Origin of the sequence: Cellulomonas hominis, from assembly GCF_901521055.1 — a bacterium.
GTDB classification, from domain to species: domain Bacteria; phylum Actinomycetota; class Actinomycetes; order Actinomycetales; family Cellulomonadaceae; genus Cellulomonas; species Cellulomonas endometrii.
In genome coordinates this window covers 1-16,785 of record NZ_CABEGA010000040.1, presented here as the reverse complement: position 1 = coordinate 16,785, position 16,785 = coordinate 1, and the positions used below count along the sequence as shown (strand labels likewise).

The window sequence follows — 16,785 nt, the reverse complement described above, 5'->3', positions numbered from 1 at the left end:
CGCACCCGGCCGGTGGCGGCGTCCCGGGCGCGGGGCGAGCCTGGAGGCATGACGAAACCGCTCTCGCCCACCCTGCACTCCGCGCTGGACTACGGCATCGGCGCGACGCTCCTGACCGCCCCGCACCTGCTCGGCCTCAGCCGGGGCGCGAAGGCGTTCTTCGGCGGCTTCGGCGCCGTCGCCACGGTCGTCAACGCCCTGACGGACAGCCCGCTCGGGGTGCGCCGCGTGATCCCGTGGCGCACGCACCGCGTCATCGACCTCGCCTCCGACCCGCTGTACCTGGCGCTGCCGCTCGTCACGGGCATCGCGAAGGACCCGCGGGCCCGCGCGCTGTGGCTCGCGACCTCCGCGGCGCTCGCGGCGGCCGTGGTGCTGACCGACTGGGACGCCGCGGAGCAGTGACGCCCCCGGATGCGCGCCGCCGCCGCGGTTCGCATCATGGGTGAGCGGCTCGAGCGCACGGACCGCGACGACGACGTCGCCCGAGGAGCCCACCATGACCTTCCTCCGCCGTACCGCCGTGCTGCTCGCCTCCGCCGTGGGTGCCCTCGCGCTCGCGGCCGGCCCGGCCGCTGCCGCACCGTCCGAGCAGGACCAGGCGTGGCTCGTCGCCGCGCACCAGAGCAACCTCGCGGAGATCGCCGCCGGCCAGGCCGCCGTGCAGCAGGCGACGACCGAGGACGTCCGCATGCACGGCCAGATGCTGATCGACGACCACACCCGGCTGGACGCCGCCCTGACGCCCGTCGCGCAGCAGCTGGGCGTGACGCTCCCGACCACCCCGAGCCCCGAGCAGCAGCAGGCGCTCGCCGCCGTCACCGCGCAGTCCGGCGAGGCGTTCGACCGCGCGTGGGTGCAGTCGCAGATCGCCGGCCACCGGGCGACGCTCGCCGCCGGCCAGCAGGAGCTCGCGCAGGGCACCGAGCAGGCGGTCAAGGACCTCGCCGCCGCGTCGGCGCCGGTCGTGCAGGGCCACCTCGACGGGCTGCTCGCCACGGCGCAGGAGCTCGGCGTGCCGACGTCGGTCCCGGCGGGTACCGGCGGGCAGGCGGCCTCGTCCTCGCAGGCGGCCGGAGCGGCGCTCGTGGGTGCCGGCGTGCTGCTGGTCGCCGTCGCCGGGGCCGTGGTGCTGCGGCGGCGCGTGCGCGCGTGACCGCACGGGAGCGCGTGCGGCGGCTGGTCCCGGCGGTGCTCGGCGCCGCGGGGCTGGTCGCCGCGACCGCCGGGGTGGTGCTGCTGCAGCAGCCGCCGGTGCTGGACGTGGCTGACGTGGGCGGCACGGTGGCGGCCCCGCCGCCCGACGGGAGCGTCGCCGCCGCGCCGGCCCCCGCCACGCCTGGCCCCGCCGCACCTGCCGCCGCCACGCCTGCCGCGGCGCCCGCCGGCGTGCCGTCGCCGCCCGCGCCACCGTCGGCGCCACCACCGGCGACGGCCGTGGCCGCCCCGGTCCACCTGGCGGTCCCTGACGCCGACGTCACCGCCGACGTCGTCCCCGTCGGGGTCGAGGCGTCCGGCGCCCTGGAGGTGCCGGCCGACCCCCGGGTGGCCGGGTGGTGGTCCAGCGGCGCGGTCCCCGGCGCGACGCAGGGGTCCACCGTGCTCGCCGCGCACGTCGACGCCGCCGGCACCGGGGCCGGGCCGATGTCCCGCGTCCTCCGCGTCCCGCCGGGCACGGTCGTCGAGGTGACCACCGCCGACGGGTCCACCCTGCGGTACGCCGTGGCCGAGCGGCGGTCGTACGACAAGTCCGCGGGGCTGCCGGCCGACCTGTTCCGCGTCGACGGGCCGCCCCGGCTGGTGCTCGTCACCTGCGGCGGCGCGTTCGACGCCGCGACCGGGCGCTACGCCGAGAACGTCGTGGTGGTCGCGGTCCCCGCCTGACCGTCTCGTCCGGCCCCGCCCGCGCGGCTCAGGCGTGCAGGTCGAACTGCGGGACGTACTCAGGGTCGACGACCGCCGACCGCGCCAGCCCGAACGCCGCGATGTCGTGCGGCGTGGACCCGGCCGTCAGCAGGTCTGCCAGCACCGAGCCGACCAGGCTCGCGAACTTGCCCGCGTGGCCGGCGCCGTTGAACACCGCGACGTGCGGGTGGCCGGGCACCGTGTCGAGGACGAACTCGCGGTCCGGCGGCATGTCGTACACGCACGTCCGCGCGACGAGCGGCGGCCCGGCCGCGTCCGGCAGGTGCGCCTCGAGGAACCGCAGGGAGCGCGCGGTCTCGTCCGCGACGGGCTCGTGGCGGCGGCCGTCGCTCGTGATGAGCTCGCCGCGCATGTCGCGGGCCACCTTCACGGCGGCCTCGCCGTACACGGGGAAGCCGTACATGACGTCAGCGCCGTGCCACACCCAGATCGGGAACCGGTCCGGCGCGAACGCCCCGAGCCGGCGGGAGGCGACGTAGTCGACCTGCTCCTGCGACAGGGTGAGCCGGTACGTCAGCCCGAGGTCCGGCATGAGGTCGCCCAGCCAGGACGCCGCGGCGACGACGAGCCCGCCGGCCTCGAACGTCCCGGCGGTCGTGCGGACGGCGACCGAGCCGTCCCGGACGTCGACCCCGGTGACGCGGGTGTGCGGCAGGAAGTCCACGCCGGCGGCCATCGCGAGCGCCGTGTGCGCGGACACCGAGCGGCGGATGTCGATGATGCCGCCGTCCTCCTGGTAGAGGGCCGCGGTGCCGTCCGGGACGACCCACTGGGGGTACCGGGCGCGCAGCTCGGCGGTCGTGAGGTCCTCGTACCCGATGCCGGCCGCGTCCATCGCCGTGCGGAACGGGTCGAGGCGCGCGGACCCGCCGTCCGCCGGCGGCGCGAGGTCCAGCCCGCCGGTGCGGGTGTACACCCGGAGCCCGGAGTCGCGCTCGACCTGGGCCCAGGCCTCGAACATGGCGTCGGTCAGCCGCGCGTACTCGGCGCGGTGGTACGACCGGCGGATGATCCGGGAGTGGTCGCCGGACGACCCGAGCGCGTTCACCAGGTCGAACTGCTCCAGCACGAGCACCCGGGCGGCCCCGCGCCGCGCCAGCCAGTGCGCCGCGGCGGACCCGACGGCGCCGGCGCCGATCACGATGTGCGAGTAGGTGCGGGTCACGGGTCCTCCGGGGCGGAGCGTCGGTGGGGCGAGACGCGCCCACCCTGCCACGCGCGGGACCGGCGGCCGCGGGGGCGTCCGCGGACCGGCCGGAGGAAACCGGGCCGCGTCGTGCGGCGGGCCGCCGGGGCAAACCGCGCGCGGCGGCACATACTGGCGCGGTGCCCCCCGCCACCACCCCGCCGACGCCCCGCCCGCGGGGACGCGCGTGGATCGACCCCGCGCAGCCGGACGTGCTCCGGCTCGCCGGCGACGCCGACGTGGTGACGGTCGCGGAGCTCGCGGGGCAGCTCGGCGTCGCGGAGGAGTCCCTCGGCGGCGCCCTGGCGACCGCCGGCGTGCGGGAGGTCGACATGAGCGAGGCGACGTTCATGGACTCGTCGGTGCTCGCCCTCGTCGTCGCCCTCGCGCCGCGGCTGCGCCCCGACCGGCTGCGCGTGCGGGGTGCGCACGGCTCGCCGCTGTCCGTGTTCCGCCTGACCGGGGTCGACAGCGTGCTCGACCTGCGGGACACGGGCGAGGACTGAGCGCCCTCCGGCGTCCGGGCCGGGCGGCGTCTATCGTGCGGTGGTGACCACTCGCGGCGGCGGCCTGACGCGACGATTCGTCGCCGCGCCGTCGTCGGTCGGGCCCGCCCGGGCCTGGGTGCTCGCCCGCGCACGGGCCGCCGGCGTGACCGGTGAGCTGCTGGAGCACCTGGAGCTGATGACCAGCGAGGTCGTCACGAACGCGGTGCGGCACGCCGGGAGCACGCCCCACGTGACGGTCGGCGTGACCGCGCGCGGCGGCCGCCTGGTCGTCGAGGTCGCCGACGGCGACGTGCGCCCGCCGCAGGTCCGCGCGGACCGTGCCGGGCTGCCCGGGGGGCACGGCATGCGCATCGTCGAGTCGCTGAGCCACGCCTGGGGCTGGCGGCCCGACCGGGCGGGCGGCAAGGTCGTGTGGTTCTCGATCAGCCCGTGACCGCCCGATGTGTACGCTCGTCCGCATGACCGACGACGCTCCCGCGACCACCTCAGCGACCACCCCCGCGACCACCCCCGCCGACTACTTCGCCGGCGACCCCCGCACCAGCTACGAGCGCATGCTCGCCGGGGACCTCTACATCTCCGACGACCCGGCGATCGCCGAGGCGCAGAAGCGGGCGGTGCGGCTGGCCGCGCGGTTCCGCGCCGCCTACGACGAGGACCCGGAGGCCGGCCAGCAGGCCGCGCGCGAGCTGTTCGGCAGCATGGACCCGACGGCGTTCGTGCGGGCGCCGGTGCACGTCGACTACGGCGACCGCATCACGATCGGCCCCCGCACGTTCGTCAACATGGGGCTGACGGCGCTCGACGTCGCCCCCATCAGCATCGGCGCGGACTGCCAGATCGGCCCGCACGTCCAGCTGCTCACGCCCACCCACCCCGTGGAGCCGCAGCCCCGGCGCGACAAGCTCGAGGCCGCGAAGCCGATCGTGATCGAGGACAACGTGTGGCTCGGTGGCGGCGTCGTCGTGTGCCCGGGCGTGACCATCGGCGAGAACAGCGTGGTGGGGGCCGGCGCGGTCGTCACCCGGGACGTCCCGCCGAACAGCGTCGCGGTGGGCAACCCCGCCCGCGTCGTCCGCAGCGTCTGACCGGTGCGCGCGCGCCGCACCGACCCCGGCCGCCGGGACCGGCTGGTGGACGTCACGCTCGACCTGGTCGCCGAGGTCGGCGTCGCCGGGATCTCGCACCGCAGGATCGCCGAGCGGGCCGACGTCCCGCTGGGGTCGATGACGTACCACTTCGCCGGCATGGACGAGCTGCTGCAGGAGGCCTTCACCCGGTTCGCGGAGCGGGTCGCCGCGACGTTCGAGGCGCGGCTCGGCGCTGCCCGGGACGCCGACGGGGCCGTCGAGGCCGTGGTGGACCTGGTGCACGCGCTCTCGGACCCGGCGCAGCAGCGGGACCTCGTCCTCACCGTCGAGCTGTACGTGCTCGCCGCGCGGGACCCGCGGTACCGGGCCCTGACGACGGCCTGGATGGAGCGCAGCCGGCGCGAGCTGGAGCGGCACCTCCCGGCGCGGACCGCCCGGCAGGTCGACGCGCTGATCGAGGGCCTCGTCCTGCACCGCGCCCTCGACCGGGAGCCGTCGGACCGGGAGCTGACCCGGGAGGCGGTGCGCGCGCTCGTCGCGGCCGGCTCGGCGGCGTCTTGACGTGCGGGGTGACCGGCGCCGGGACATGGACAGGCACGACGAAGGGCGGCGGAATCGCTCCCGCCGCCCTTCGGTGCCGCCACCGGCAGACGCCTCACGGCGCGAGTCCGCTCGGAGCGGATGGAGGTTGAGCCCGGGGGTCATGAACCGGCGCGGCACCCTCCTCAATGCACGGCGCCGCCCGGTTGTTCCCGCTCGGACCCGCTACGGCTCCCGGTGCGGCCCGCGCGCCCGGACGGCCTCCGCGATCTCCTGGGCGTAGCCGTCCATCGTGACCAGGACCGCGCCGTCCCACGGGTCGACGTCGGGGGAGTACAGGTTCAGCGCGAGCGTCACGGTGTCGTCCACCATCGCCGGCAGGGCGGCCGACGACAGGAAGCCGTTGCGCGTCGCCGCCTCCCGCCACGCGGGCCAGCGCTCCTCGGAGCGCGTGTCGGGCACGAGCTCGCCCCGCAGCTGCTCGATCGCCAGCACGCACGGGCCCTCACCCGTGGCGACCTCCACCCGGTCGCACGTCCCGGCGGCGGGCGCGGAGCTCGCCGCGTACCGCAGGACCGAGGTCTCCCGCACGATGATGCTGCACTCGGTGGGGGCATCCACGCGTGCGGCGGCCGCGCGGGCGTAGTCGTCGAGGAAGGCGTACGCCTCGTCCCGCTCCGGCATGTCCGACACGTGACCGACCTCCCGCGCAGCGCCCCGTGGACGGCCCGAGTCTCGCAGCGGCGCGCCCGGGTCGCCACCGGGCCCGAGCGGCGCGCTCACTCGTACACGCGCAGCTCGGCGACGCTCCACCACGGCGCGGCGTCCTGCGTCAGGCGGACGCGGAGGTGCCGGACGGGCGCTCCGTCCAGCGAGGCGGCCGCGACCGCACCCGCGCCGCTGCGGACCGCTGCCTCGGACCACGTGGAGCCCTCGGCGCTGACCTCGACCTCGTAGCCGCGGGGCCAGTCGCCGCCCCCTGCGTCCAGCACCACGGTGCGCACCGCGACCGCGCGCCCGAGGTCCACGTCCAGCCGGTCGCCCGGCCGCTGCGGCCGGCCCGAGCTCCAGCGCGTCGCCGGGTCGCCGTCGGTCGCGCGCGCCGCGACGTCCTGGGTGCAGCACGGGTCGAGCGGCGCCGCGGGCTCCGCCGTCGTCACGGCACCGGGCAGGTCGACCTCGGCGAGGAGGGCGCCCGCGGGTGCGGTCGGCGTCGCACCGGGGTCGTCGTCCAGCACCACCGTGGTGAGCGACCGCCCGGGGAGCGTCACGGGGAACCGGTCGCCGGCGTCCGCGACCACGACGTCCCGGTCGCGGTCGCCGTCGTGCTGCAGCAGGACGACGACCGCGCCGTCGGGCGTCCGGAAGGCGACCTGGGCGACGGAGCCGTCGCCCTCCGTGGCCGGGCCGAGGGTGTCCGGACCGGCACCCGCCGGACCGGCGCGCACCGAGCCGGCGGGCAGGAACCGCGACGCGTGCGCGAGGACGTCGAGCTCGGCGTTCCGCGTGACCGCGTCGCCGTCGAGCATGACCACCCCGGTGCACGTCCCGCAGCCGCCGACGTGCGGGCCGCCGCCCGGGTCCAGCGCCAGGTTCCAGGTGAGCACGGTGGACGCGCCGTACCCGAGCCCCTCGACGAGCAGGTGCCGGCCCTGCCAGCCGAGCGTGTCCGCGAACACCTGCTCGGGCGGGGTGCCGGGGGCGTGGGACCCGGAGCACTCCGTGATCCAGATGTCGGTGCCCGGGAGCTCGTCGAGGACCGCGGCCTGCGCGGACGCGTCCCCGGAGTAGCAGTGGAACGCGACCCCGCCGACCCACGGTGCGGCGTCGCTGCGCAGCACCTCCAGGGCGTAGTCGGCCTCGGGGTCGCGGCCGTCCGGCGTCGACGCGGCGTCGGCGGGGTGCAGCGCCCAGTTGTGGTCGAAGGCGAGGATCTCGGGGTCCAGCCCCGCGGCGTCGAGCGCCGGCCCGAGCTCCCGCATCAGCCGCACCTGGTCCTCGACCGGCATGTCCGTCCCCGGGTACCCGTCGGGGTGGCGGGCCTGCGGCTCGTTCTGGACGGTCAGGGCGTCGACCGGGACCCCGGCCGCCGCGTACTGCTCCAGCGCCCGGACCAGGTAGGCGGCGTAGGTGCGGTACGCCTCGTCGTCGTCGAGCAGCCGGCCGCCGGCCAGGGCGCCGGAGTCCTTGAGCCACGCGGGCGGGCTCCACGGCGACGCGACGACCACGAGGTCCGGCGCGAGCCCGCGGATCTCGCGGAGCAGCGACCGCACCGGCTCGTCCGGCGCGGTGCTGAACCGCTCGAGGTCCGGGTCCGTCGCACCCGCCGGCAGGTCGTCGTAGGTGCGCGCGGCCTCCACCACGAAGTCGGAGCCCCCGAGCGGGACGCGCAGCACGGAGAGCCGCACCGGCCCGGCCGGGTCGAACAGCTCGGTGAGCAGCGCGCGACGGGCGTCGTCGCCCATCGCCAGGAGCAGGGCGGCGGAGGACTCCGTCAGGGCGGCGCCGAAGCCGCGGACCTCCTGCCCCGTGGTGTCCCCGGCGGCCGGGACCTGCACGACGTCCGCGGCCGCGCCGGGGTCGTCGGTCGCGGCGGGTGCCGGTGCCGGTGCGACCGTGGCGGTCCGCTCGAGGCGGAGCCGGCCGTCGGCCGTCGTCGTCCAGACCTCCGCGCGGCGCTGCGGGTCCCGGTCGGGGGCCCGGCGGTCGCCGTCCGGAGCGGCCCGCAGCCACAGCGCGACCCCCACCGCCGCGAGCAGCAGCACCACGCCCGCGAGCAGCAGCCGCGGGCGCCGGCGCACGGCCGCGCGCCCGGCGGGGGGTGGTGGACCCGCCATGTCCCCTCCTCGTGATGGTCCTCGCCACGCTCCACCGGTTCCGGTGGCCCGGCAATCCCGGCGGGCTTGACGGCCGCGCCCGCCCGGGGGACGGTGGCCGCATCCCGGCGACGAGAGGCGCACCATGCACGGACGGACGCTCGGTCAGGGGCTGCGGGTCTCCGCCGTCGGCCTCGGCGCGATGGGCATGTCGCAGAGCTACGGCCCCAACCCCGGCTCCCGCGAGGACATGATCGGGGTGCTGCGCGCCGCGGTGGACCGCGGGGTGACGTTCGTCGACACCGCGGAGGTCTACGGGCCCTACGTCAACGAGGAGCTGGTGGGGGAGGCGCTGGAGCCCGTCCGGGACCAGGTCGTCGTCGCCACCAAGTTCGGCTGGGACATCCAGGACGGGCGGACGGTCGGGCTCGACAGCCGCCCGGAGCAGATCCGGCGGGTCGCGGAGGCCTCGCTGCGACGGCTGCGCACCGACGTCATCGACCTCTTCTACCAGCACCGCGTGGACCCGGACTTGCCGGTCGAGGACGTCGCCGGCACCGTCGGCGAGCTCGTCGCCGAGGGCAAGGTGCGGCACCTCGGGCTGTCGGAGGCGTCGGCCGGGACCATCCGGCGGGCGCACGCGGTGCACCCCGTCACGGCCGTGCAGAGCGAGTACTCCCTGTGGACGCGGGACCCGGAGGCGGAGGTGCTCCCCACGCTCGCGGAGCTGGGGATCGGGTTCGTGCCGTTCAGCCCGCTCGGCAAGGGGTTCCTGACGGGCACGGTCGGCACCACCACGGAGCTCGCCCCCGGTGACATCCGCGCGACGATCCCACGGTTCGCCGCCGAGAACCGGGCTGCCAACCAGGCGCTCGTCGACCACGTGGCCCACCTCGCGCGGGCGAAGGGCGTGACGCCCGCCCAGGTGGCGCTCGCGTGGCTGCTCGCCCAGCAGCCGTGGATCGTCCCGATCCCCGGCACCCGCCGGATCGAGCGCGTCGAGGAGAACGCCGGTGCGACGGCCGTCCCGCTGTCGGCCGACGAGGTCGCCGACCTCGACGCGGTCGCCGCGCGCCTGGGCGTGCACGGCGAGCGGTACGGCGAGCAGCACCTCGGCTACCTGGACCGGTAGCCGCCCGGCTGCAGGTCCGGCTGAGGGGCACCGCCAGGGCCTCCCACCCGGCTGGCGCCCGGAGCGTCGTTCTGGGCACCATCGGGGGCATGCCCACCACCGTGAACGCCTACGCCGCGACCGCCGCCGACCAGCCGCTGGAGCGCACCACGATCGAGCGCCGCGACGTCGGCCCGCTCGACGTGCGGATCGACATCAAGTTCGCCGGCATCTGCCACTCCGACATCCACACCGCCCGCGGCGAGTGGGGCCCGGTGCCCTACCCGCTGGTCGTCGGGCACGAGATCGCGGGCGTCGTCGCCGAGGTCGGCTCCGAGGTCACGAAGTTCGCGGTCGGCGACCGCGTCGGCGTCGGCTGCATGGTCAACTCCTGCGGCGAGTGCGTCCAGTGCGAGCAGGGCCAGGAGCAGTACTGCCTGCGCGGCAACACCGGCACCTACGCGAGCACCGACCGCGACGGCAGCGTCACCCAGGGCGGCTACGCGCAGCAGGTCGTCGTGACCGAGGGCTTCGTCGTCCGCATCCCCGACTCCCTCGACCTCGACGTGGCCGCGCCGCTGCTGTGCGCGGGCATCACCACGTACTCCCCGCTGCGCCACTGGAACGCCGGCCCCGGCATGAAGGTCGCCGTCGTGGGCATGGGCGGGCTGGGCCACATGGGCGTCAAGATCGCGCACGCCATGGGCGCGGACGTCACCGTGCTGTCGCAGTCGCTGAAGAAGCAGGAGGACGGCCTGCGCCTCGGTGCCCGCCGCTACTTCGCCACCAGCGACCCCGACACGTTCGAGCAGCTCGCGGGGGAGTTCGACCTGATCGTCAACACCGTCAGCGCCGAGATCGACCCGAACGCGTACCTGTCGCTGCTCGCGGTCGACGGCACGATGGTCATGGTCGGCGCCCCGCCGCAGCCCCTGCCCGTGCAGGCGTTCTCCCTGATCCCGGCGCGCCGGTCCTTCGCCGGCTCGACCATCGGGTCCATCGCCGAGACCCAGGAGATGCTCGACTTCTGCGCCGAGCACGGCTTCGGCGCCGAGATCGAGGTCATCGCCGCGGACCAGGTCAACGAGGCCTGGGAGCGGGTCCTGGCGTCCGACGTGCGCTACCGCTTCGTGATCGACACCGCGACGCTCGCCTGAGCCCCGTCACCGCCGCGCGGGCGTCCCGCGCGGCGGTGACGTGCTCCTACACTCCGACCATGCCGCCGAGCGTGACGCCCCTGCGCACCCGCATGACCGGCCGGGACCCGCGCGAGGGCGGCCGGGCCGCCACGCCGCTCGAGCTGCTGTTCGACCTCACCTTCGTCATCGCGTTCGGCCGGACCGCCGAGGAGCTCGCCCACCTGCTCGCGGACGGGCACGTGGGTCCCGCGGTCGCCGGGTTCTGCTTCGCGACGTTCGCGGTGTCGTGGGCGTGGATCAACTTCACCTGGTTCGCGTCCGCCTACGACACCGACGACTGGCTGTTCCGGCTCACCACGATGGTGCAGATGGTCGGCGTCCTGATCCTCGCGCTCGGGCTGACGCCGATGTTCGAGTCGCTGGCCGAGGGCGACCACATCGACAACCGGGTGATGGTGCTCGGCTACGTCGTCATGCGCGTGCCGATGGTGCTGCAGTGGAGCCGCGCCGCCCTGGCCGACCCCGCGCGGCGGCAGAGCGTCGCGGTGTTCATCGCCACGCTGCTCGCCGCGCAGGTCGGCTGGATCGCGCTGGCCCTCACGGACCTGCCCACCGGGACGACGTTCGCCCTGATGGTGCCGCTCGTGCTGCTCGAGCTCGTGGGGCCGGTCGTCGCCGAGCGCGTGCACGGCGGCACGCCGTGGCACCCGCACCACATCGCCGAGCGCTACGGGCTGCTCGTGATCATCGCGCTGGGCGAGGGGCTGATGGGCACGACGTTCGCCCTGTCCGCCGTGATCGAGGAGCAGGGCTGGACCGCCGAGACGGCCCTGCTCGGCCTCGCGGGGACGTCGCTGACGTTCGGGCTGTGGTGGGCGTACTTCGTGATGCCGAGCGGTGACCTGCTGGCCGCGCGGCGGCGGCGCTCGTTCTCGTGGGGGTACGGGCACATCGTGCTGTTCGGGGCGATCGTCGCCGTCGGCGGCGGGCTGCACGCCGCCGCGTTCTTCCTCCAGGAGCACAGCGAGCTCTCGCTCACCGGGACCGTCCTGACCGTCGCGGTCCCCGTCGCCGTGTACCTGCTGGGCGTCTACGCGCTGTACGCCGCGCTCACCCGCAGCCTCGACCCGTTCCACCTCGTGCTCGTCGCGGTGTCGGGGGCGGTCGTGGTGGCCGGGGTGCTGCTGGCGGTGGCCGGCGCGCCCCTGGTCTGGTCCCTCGTGGTCGTCTCGCTCACGCCGTGGGTGACCGTGGTCGGGTACGAGCTGGCCGGGCACCGGCACGAGGAGCGGGTGCTCGCCTCCCTCTGAGGTCGCGCGGCGATCTCACCTCCGGCGGATGAGGAAGCCGCTGCCCGACGTCGTGAGACTGGCGGCACACCCAGCGGAGGAGGGCGTCATGCCGGACGGGAAGCCGAACATCCTGGTGATCTGGGGTGACGACATCGGGATCACGAACCTCAGCTGCTACAGCGACGGCCTGATGGGGTACCGCACGCCGAACATCGACCGCCTGGCCGACGAGGGGATGCGGTTCACCGACTCCTACGGCGAGCAGAGCTGCACCGCGGGGCGCGCCTCGTTCATCACCGGGCAGAGCGTCTACCGGACGGGCATGAGCAAGGTCGGCGTGCCGGGCGCCGACGTCGGGCTGTCCGCCGAGGACCCGACGATCGCGGAGCTGCTGAAGCCGCTCGGGTACGCGACCGGGCAGTTCGGCAAGAACCACCTGGGCGACCTCAACGGGTACCTGCCGACGGTGCACGGGTTCGACGAGTTCTACGGGAACCTCTACCACCTGAACGCCGAGGAGGACCCGGAGCAGCCGGACTTCCCGAAGAAGGAGGACTTCCCGAAGCTGCACGCCATCTACGAGCCCCGCGGGGTGCTGCACGCGTGGGCGACGGACGAGCACGACGCGACCGAGGACCCGAAGTACGGCGTCGTCGGGAAGCAGCGGATCGAGGACACCGGTCCGCTCACCCGCAAGCGGATGGAGACCATCGACGACGACACGACCGCCGCGGCGATCGACTTCATGCGGCGGCAGGTCGAGGCCGACACCCCGTTCTTCGTGTGGATGAACACCACGCACATGCACCTGCGGACGCACACCAAGCCGGAGAGTGTGGGGCAGGCGGGCCGGTGGCAGTCGACGTACCACGACACGATGATCGACCACGACGGGCACGTCGGGCTGCTGCTCGACGCGGTGGACGAGCTCGGCATCGCCGAGGACACGATCGTCATCTACAGCACCGACAACGGCCCGCACGCCAACACCTGGCCGGACGGCGCCACCACCCCGTTCCGCAGCGAGAAGAACACGAACTGGGAGGGCGCGTTCCGCGTCCCGGAGCTGATCCGGTGGCCCGGTCACATCCCGGCCGGCGTCGTGTCGAACGAGATCGTGCAGCACCACGACTGGCTGCCGACGTTCCTGTCGGCGGCGGGCGAGCCGGACATCGTCGAGAAGCTCAAGCAGGGGCACGTCGCGGGCGCCAAGACGTTCCGGGCGCACATCGACGGGTGGGACCTGCTGCCCTACCTGACGGGCGAGGTCGAGGAGAGCCCGCGCCGGGGGCTGATCTACTTCTCCGACGACTGCGACGTGCTCGGCATCCGGTTCGACAACTGGAAGATCGTGTTCATGGAGCAGCGGTCCCCGGGGACGATGGCGCTCTGGGGCGAGCCGTTCACGCCGTTGCGGGTCCCGAAGCTGTTCAACCTGCGCACGGACCCGTTCGAGCGGGCGGACGTCACGTCGAACACCTACTGGGACTGGTTCCTCGACCACGACTTCTTCGCGCTCTACGGCACCGCGATCACCACGGCGTTCCTGCAGACGTTCCTGGAGTTCCCGCCGCGGCAGGCGGCGGCCTCGTTCACGATCGACCAGGCCGTGGCCAAGCTGCACGCCGCCCTCGCCAAGGACTGAGGCGACGGGCGTGGGGGAGCTGGGGTCCTGGACGGACGGGCCGGCGCGGTCCGCCGTCGTCGGCTTCGTCGAGCGGGTCACCCGGGAGGGCGGCCCGGACTACGTGCCGCCGCCCGCCCGGGTCGCCGTGGTCGACAACGACGGCACGCTGTGGTGCGAGAAGCCGATGCCGATCCAGCTGGACTTCACCGTCCGGCGGCTCGCGCAGATGGCGGAGGCCGACCCGGCGCTGCGCGAGCGGCAGCCGTGGCAGGCGGCGTACACGCAGGACCTGCGCTGGCTGGGCGCGGCGATGGTCAAGCACTACCACGGCGACGACGCCGACCTGGGGCTGCTGATGACGGCCGTCACGCAGGCGTTCGAGGACGTCACGGTCGACGAGTACGACGAGCGGGTGCGGGCGTTCTTCGCCGCCGCGGAGCACCCGACGCTCGGCGTGCCGTACCAGGGGTGCGTGTTCGGCCCGATGGTCGAGCTGCTCGGCTACCTGGAGGCGCACGGTTTCGCCGTCTACATCGCCTCCGGCGGGGACCGCGACTTCATGCGCCCCGTCGCGGGCGACCTGTACGGCGTGCCGCCGGAGCGGGTCATCGGCAGCGCGCTCGGCCTGACCTACCGGCCGGGCGACGAGCGGGACGAGCTGCTCTACAAGAGCGCGATGGACTTCTTCGACGACGGGCCCGAGAAGCCGGTGCGCATCTGGAGCCGCATCGGGCGGCGGCCGATCCTGTCGGTCGGCAACTCCAACGGCGACCTGCCGATGCTCACGTTCTCCGGGACGGGCACGGGTCCGGCGCTGCGGATGGTCGTCCTGCACGACGACGACGAGCGCGAGTTCGCCTACGTCGCGGGCGCCGAGGACCTGCTCGGCGTGGCGGCGGAGCGGGGCTGGGTGGTGGTCAGCATGAAGGACGACTGGACGACCGTCTTCCCGGAGGGCGTGCGGTGACCGGCGAGCTGGTGCTGGACGCCCCGCCGTCCGACCTGCGGGCCGTGCCCGCCCAGACGTTCCTCATGGGCTCCGACGCGCACTACCCGGAGGAGGCGCCCGCGCACCGGGTGCGGCTCGACGCGTTCGCGATCGAGACGCACCAGGTGACCAACGCGCGGTTCGCGGCGTTCGTCCGGGAGACCGGCTACGTCACGGTCGCCGAGCGGCCGCTCGACCCCGCCGACTACCCCGGGGCCCCGCCGGAGAACCTGCAGCCGGGCTCCCTGGTGTTCACCGGCACGCCCGGCCCCGTCGACCTCCGGCACCTCAGCCAGTGGTGGACCTGGACCCCCGGCGCGTCGTGGCGCCGCCCCGAGGGCCCCGGCTCGTCCGTCGCCCGCCGGCAGGCGCACCCGGTCGTGCACGTCGCGTACGAGGACGCCGAGGCCTACGCGACGTGGGCGGGCCGGTCGCTGCCCACCGAGGCCGAGTGGGAGGCGGCAGCGCGCGGGGGCCTGCCGGGGGAGCCGTTCACCTGGGGTGGCGCTCCCGAGCAGCCCGGCCAGCGGTTCGCCAACTACTGGCACGGCGCCTTCCCCTGGCGCGCCGACCCCGGCTACGGCACGACCGCCCCGGTCGGCAGCTTCCCCGCCAACGGCTACGGCCTGCACGACATGGCCGGCAACGTCTGGGAGTGGACGACCGACTGGTACGCCCGCCGCCACCCCGACGACGCGCCCGACGAGTGCTGCATCCCGCACAACCCGCGCGGCGCCGACGAGCAGGACAGCCACGACCCCCGCCAGCCGCAGTTCCCCGTGCCGCGCAAGGTGATCAAGGGCGGGTCGTTCCTCTGCGCCGACAGCTACTGCCGCCGGTACCGGCCCGCCGCGCGGCGGCCGCAGATGGTCGACACGGGCACCAGCCACATCGGGTTCCGCTGCGTCCTGCGGGCCTAGCGGCGCGTCACGCCTCCGCCAGCGCCTGCTCGGCCCGCTCCGGGCTGCCCTCGGCCAGCCCGCGGTCGACGGCGCGGCGCGTCGCCAGCCACAGCCCGGCGCCCGCGAGCAGCACGGCGACCTCCGTGACGGTCAGGGCCCAGATGATCCCGGGCAGCCCGAACCACCGGTTGCCGAGCAGCACCACCGGCACGAACAGCACCCCCTGGGTGACCGACATGACGTTCGCCGCGACCGCCTGGCCCGTGGCCTGGAACAGGGAGGTGAGCAGGCCCGTGAAGCCGTTCGCGACCATCGCCACGAGCTGCGCCGTGAGGACCGTGACACCGATCCCCACGACCGCCCGGTCCGTGAGGAACGCGGCGAGCACCTGCTCGCGCAGCACCAGGACGGTCACCGAGAACAGGAGGGCGACGCCCCCGACCGCGACGGCGGCGGTGCGCACCGCCGAGGCGAGGCGGCGGGCGTCTCCCTTGCCGTAGGCGTACGCGAGCAGCGGCAGCACCCCGAGGGTCACGCCCATGACCAGGAACTCCGGGACCTGCGCGATCCGGACCGCGACGCCCATCGCCGCGAGGGGGCCGTCGCCGTACCCGCCGGCGAGGTTGTTCAGCACCAGCGACGTGACGATGAGGAACGCCGACTGCAGCAGCGTGCTGACCCCGACGCCGAGGACCGGCCGCAGCACCGCGGGTGCGAGCGTGAACCACCGCGGCGCGAGGCTGACGTGCTCGCTGCGGCGCGCGAGCCAGGTCGCGAAGTAGGCGACGGTGACCACGTTCGCGAGGCCGATGGCCAGCGCCGCGCCGGCCACCCCGCGGTGCAGCACGAGGATGAACAGCACGTCGAGGAGGACGTTGGCGACCGTGGAGGCGATCAGCCCCGTCATCACCTGGCGCGCGGCACCCTCCGCCCGCACGAGCTGCTCGAGGCACACCGCGGCGGCGAGCACGGGGACGAACGCGAGCAGGATCCCGACGAACGCGCTCGTCGCCTGCGTCGTGCCGGCGTCGGCGCCCAGGACCCGGACCAGCGGGCGCAGCACCAGCAGACCGGCGCCGCCCAGCACGGCGCCCACGACGACGGTGCCCCACAGCGCGAACGACGAGACGTTCCTGATCGTCGCGGCCCGGGCGGGGTCGTGCTCCGCCGCGCCGAGCAGCCGGGAGATCAGCGCGCCGCCGCCGACGCCGAACACGTTGCCGACCGCCATGACGAGGCCGAGGACCGGCGCGCCGATCGTGACCGCCGCCAGCAGGGACGTGTCGTGCAGCGCGCCGATGAATCCGGCGTTGATGACGTTGTAGACGGCGCCGACGATCATCGCGGCGGCCATCGGCACGCACAGGTGCACGAGGGCGCGCACCACCGGGGCGGAGGACAGGTACCAGCGGTCGGTGCCGACCGTGTCGGCGGTGGGGTTCGTGGTGCTCATGACTGCTCCTTCGCGGGCAGGCTCGAGCGCGCGCCGGCGGATGCCGGCACGGCGGAGGGGGGGGGGGGGGGCTCTTTTACACATCTCCGAGCCCACGAGACGCTACGCTATCTCGTATTCCGTCTTCTGCTTGAAAAAAAAAAAAAACCCGTAGTACATTCGATCTTATGGTCGTTACAACTGTGGTCACTACGTGTTAGTGGTA

General features: G+C 74.9%; 17 protein-coding genes. 13 read left to right on the top strand and 4 right to left on the bottom strand.

Annotation, left to right across the window (positions count from 1 at the left end):
- Positions 1-48: 48 nt before the first annotated feature.
- From KJP73_RS11325 to KJP73_RS19275, 3 genes are all read left to right on the top strand, one after another.
- A complete protein-coding gene (locus KJP73_RS11325; protein ID WP_213282968.1) occupies positions 49-405 on the top strand; it encodes a hypothetical protein in 357 nt (118 codons plus the stop codon).
- Between the two features lie 94 nt (positions 406-499).
- Positions 500-1,156, top strand: coding sequence for a DUF4142 domain-containing protein (locus tag KJP73_RS11320; protein WP_213282967.1), 657 nt, complete (start codon positions 500-502; stop codon positions 1,154-1,156).
- The gene (locus tag KJP73_RS19275; RefSeq protein ID WP_249669320.1) at positions 1,153-1,884 is read left to right on the top strand and encodes a class F sortase; all 732 of its coding nucleotides are present in this window, start codon (positions 1,153-1,155) and stop codon (positions 1,882-1,884) included. Before KJP73_RS11320 ends, KJP73_RS19275 begins: the two co-directional genes overlap by 4 nt.
- Positions 1,885-1,912: 28 nt before the next feature.
- Here the strand turns inward: KJP73_RS19275 and solA are convergent, their stop codons facing one another.
- The gene (gene solA, locus KJP73_RS11310; RefSeq protein WP_213282966.1) at positions 1,913-3,091 is read right to left on the bottom strand and encodes an N-methyl-L-tryptophan oxidase; all 1,179 of its coding nucleotides are present in this window, start codon (positions 3,089-3,091) and stop codon (positions 1,913-1,915) included.
- A gap of 161 nt (positions 3,092-3,252) precedes the next feature.
- On the opposite strand from solA, the gene KJP73_RS11305 reads away from it, so the two are divergent.
- The 4 genes from KJP73_RS11305 to KJP73_RS11290 are packed head-to-tail and all read left to right on the top strand — an operon-like array spanning position 3,253 to position 5,273.
- On the top strand, positions 3,253-3,618 hold the full coding sequence (locus KJP73_RS11305; protein ID WP_213282965.1) for an STAS domain-containing protein: 366 nt from the start codon (positions 3,253-3,255) through the stop codon (positions 3,616-3,618).
- Between the two features lie 43 nt (positions 3,619-3,661).
- Positions 3,662-4,054: an ATP-binding protein gene (locus tag KJP73_RS11300; protein ID WP_213282964.1), complete on the top strand. Its 393-nt coding sequence runs from the start codon at positions 3,662-3,664 to the stop codon at positions 4,052-4,054.
- Between the two features lie 25 nt (positions 4,055-4,079).
- On the top strand, positions 4,080-4,709 hold the full coding sequence (locus tag KJP73_RS11295; RefSeq protein ID WP_249669319.1) for a sugar O-acetyltransferase: 630 nt from the start codon (positions 4,080-4,082) through the stop codon (positions 4,707-4,709).
- Between the two features lie 3 nt (positions 4,710-4,712).
- Complete coding sequence (locus tag KJP73_RS11290) at positions 4,713-5,273, top strand: TetR/AcrR family transcriptional regulator (RefSeq protein ID WP_213282963.1); 561 nt, start codon at positions 4,713-4,715, stop codon at positions 5,271-5,273.
- A 204-nt stretch (positions 5,274-5,477) separates the two neighbouring features.
- On the opposite strand, the gene KJP73_RS11285 is transcribed toward KJP73_RS11290, so the two are convergent.
- Positions 5,478-5,945, bottom strand: a complete 468-nt coding sequence (locus tag KJP73_RS11285; protein ID WP_213282962.1) for a GAF domain-containing protein — start codon at positions 5,943-5,945, stop codon at positions 5,478-5,480.
- Between the two features lie 86 nt (positions 5,946-6,031).
- Positions 6,032-8,089, bottom strand: coding sequence for a discoidin domain-containing protein (locus tag KJP73_RS11280; protein WP_213282961.1), 2,058 nt, complete (start codon positions 8,087-8,089; stop codon positions 6,032-6,034).
- A 124-nt stretch (positions 8,090-8,213) separates the two neighbouring features.
- Here KJP73_RS11280 and KJP73_RS11275 point away from each other — a divergent pair, with 124 nt between their 5' ends.
- The 6 genes from KJP73_RS11275 (at position 8,214) to KJP73_RS11250 (ending at position 15,145) form a co-directional block, all read left to right on the top strand.
- Positions 8,214-9,200, top strand: a complete 987-nt coding sequence (locus tag KJP73_RS11275; RefSeq protein ID WP_213282960.1) for an aldo/keto reductase — start codon at positions 8,214-8,216, stop codon at positions 9,198-9,200.
- Between the two features lie 89 nt (positions 9,201-9,289).
- Positions 9,290-10,336, top strand: a complete 1,047-nt coding sequence (locus tag KJP73_RS11270; RefSeq protein WP_213282959.1) for an NAD(P)-dependent alcohol dehydrogenase — start codon at positions 9,290-9,292, stop codon at positions 10,334-10,336.
- Between the two features lie 59 nt (positions 10,337-10,395).
- Positions 10,396-11,628 (top strand): low temperature requirement protein A, encoded by a 1,233-nt coding sequence (locus tag KJP73_RS11265; RefSeq protein ID WP_213282958.1) that lies wholly within the window; start codon positions 10,396-10,398, stop codon positions 11,626-11,628.
- An 88-nt stretch (positions 11,629-11,716) separates the two neighbouring features.
- A complete protein-coding gene (locus KJP73_RS11260) occupies positions 11,717-13,255 on the top strand; it encodes an arylsulfatase (protein ID WP_213282957.1) in 1,539 nt (512 codons plus the stop codon).
- A gap of 10 nt (positions 13,256-13,265) precedes the next feature.
- Positions 13,266-14,204 carry an HAD family hydrolase gene (locus tag KJP73_RS11255; protein WP_213282956.1) on the top strand — a complete coding sequence of 313 codons (939 nt, stop codon included), beginning with the start codon at positions 13,266-13,268 and terminating at the stop codon, positions 14,202-14,204.
- Entirely contained in the window at positions 14,201-15,145 is a 945-nt protein-coding gene (locus tag KJP73_RS11250; RefSeq protein WP_433995170.1) for a formylglycine-generating enzyme family protein, read from the top strand. Before KJP73_RS11255 ends, KJP73_RS11250 begins: the two co-directional genes overlap by 4 nt.
- 7 nt (positions 15,146-15,152) lie before the next feature.
- Here KJP73_RS11250 and KJP73_RS11245 read toward each other — a convergent pair whose 3' ends face one another.
- A complete protein-coding gene (locus KJP73_RS11245; protein WP_213282955.1) occupies positions 15,153-16,580 on the bottom strand; it encodes an MATE family efflux transporter in 1,428 nt (475 codons plus the stop codon).
- Positions 16,581-16,785 lie beyond the last annotated feature (205 nt).

What these genes read in the sequence shown, in the direction of transcription:
- KJP73_RS11325 (WP_213282968.1), top strand. Translation starts at nt 49, where the DNA reads ATGACGAAACCGCTCTCGCCCACCCTGCACTCCGCGCTGGACTACGGC.
- KJP73_RS11320 (WP_213282967.1), top strand. Translation starts at nt 500, where the DNA reads ATGACCTTCCTCCGCCGTACCGCCGTGCTGCTCGCCTCCGCCGTGGGT.
- KJP73_RS11295 (WP_249669319.1), top strand. Translation starts at nt 4,080, where the DNA reads ATGACCGACGACGCTCCCGCGACCACCTCAGCGACCACCCCCGCGACC.
- KJP73_RS11280 (WP_213282961.1), bottom strand. Translation starts at nt 8,089, where the DNA reads ATGGCGGGTCCACCACCCCCCGCCGGGCGCGCGGCCGTGCGCCGGCGC.
- KJP73_RS11275 (WP_213282960.1), top strand. Translation starts at nt 8,214, where the DNA reads ATGCACGGACGGACGCTCGGTCAGGGGCTGCGGGTCTCCGCCGTCGGC.
- KJP73_RS11270 (WP_213282959.1), top strand. Translation starts at nt 9,290, where the DNA reads ATGCCCACCACCGTGAACGCCTACGCCGCGACCGCCGCCGACCAGCCG.
- KJP73_RS11265 (WP_213282958.1), top strand. Translation starts at nt 10,396, where the DNA reads ATGCCGCCGAGCGTGACGCCCCTGCGCACCCGCATGACCGGCCGGGAC.
- KJP73_RS11260 (WP_213282957.1), top strand. Translation starts at nt 11,717, where the DNA reads ATGCCGGACGGGAAGCCGAACATCCTGGTGATCTGGGGTGACGACATC.
- KJP73_RS11245 (WP_213282955.1), bottom strand. Translation starts at nt 16,580, where the DNA reads ATGAGCACCACGAACCCCACCGCCGACACGGTCGGCACCGACCGCTGG.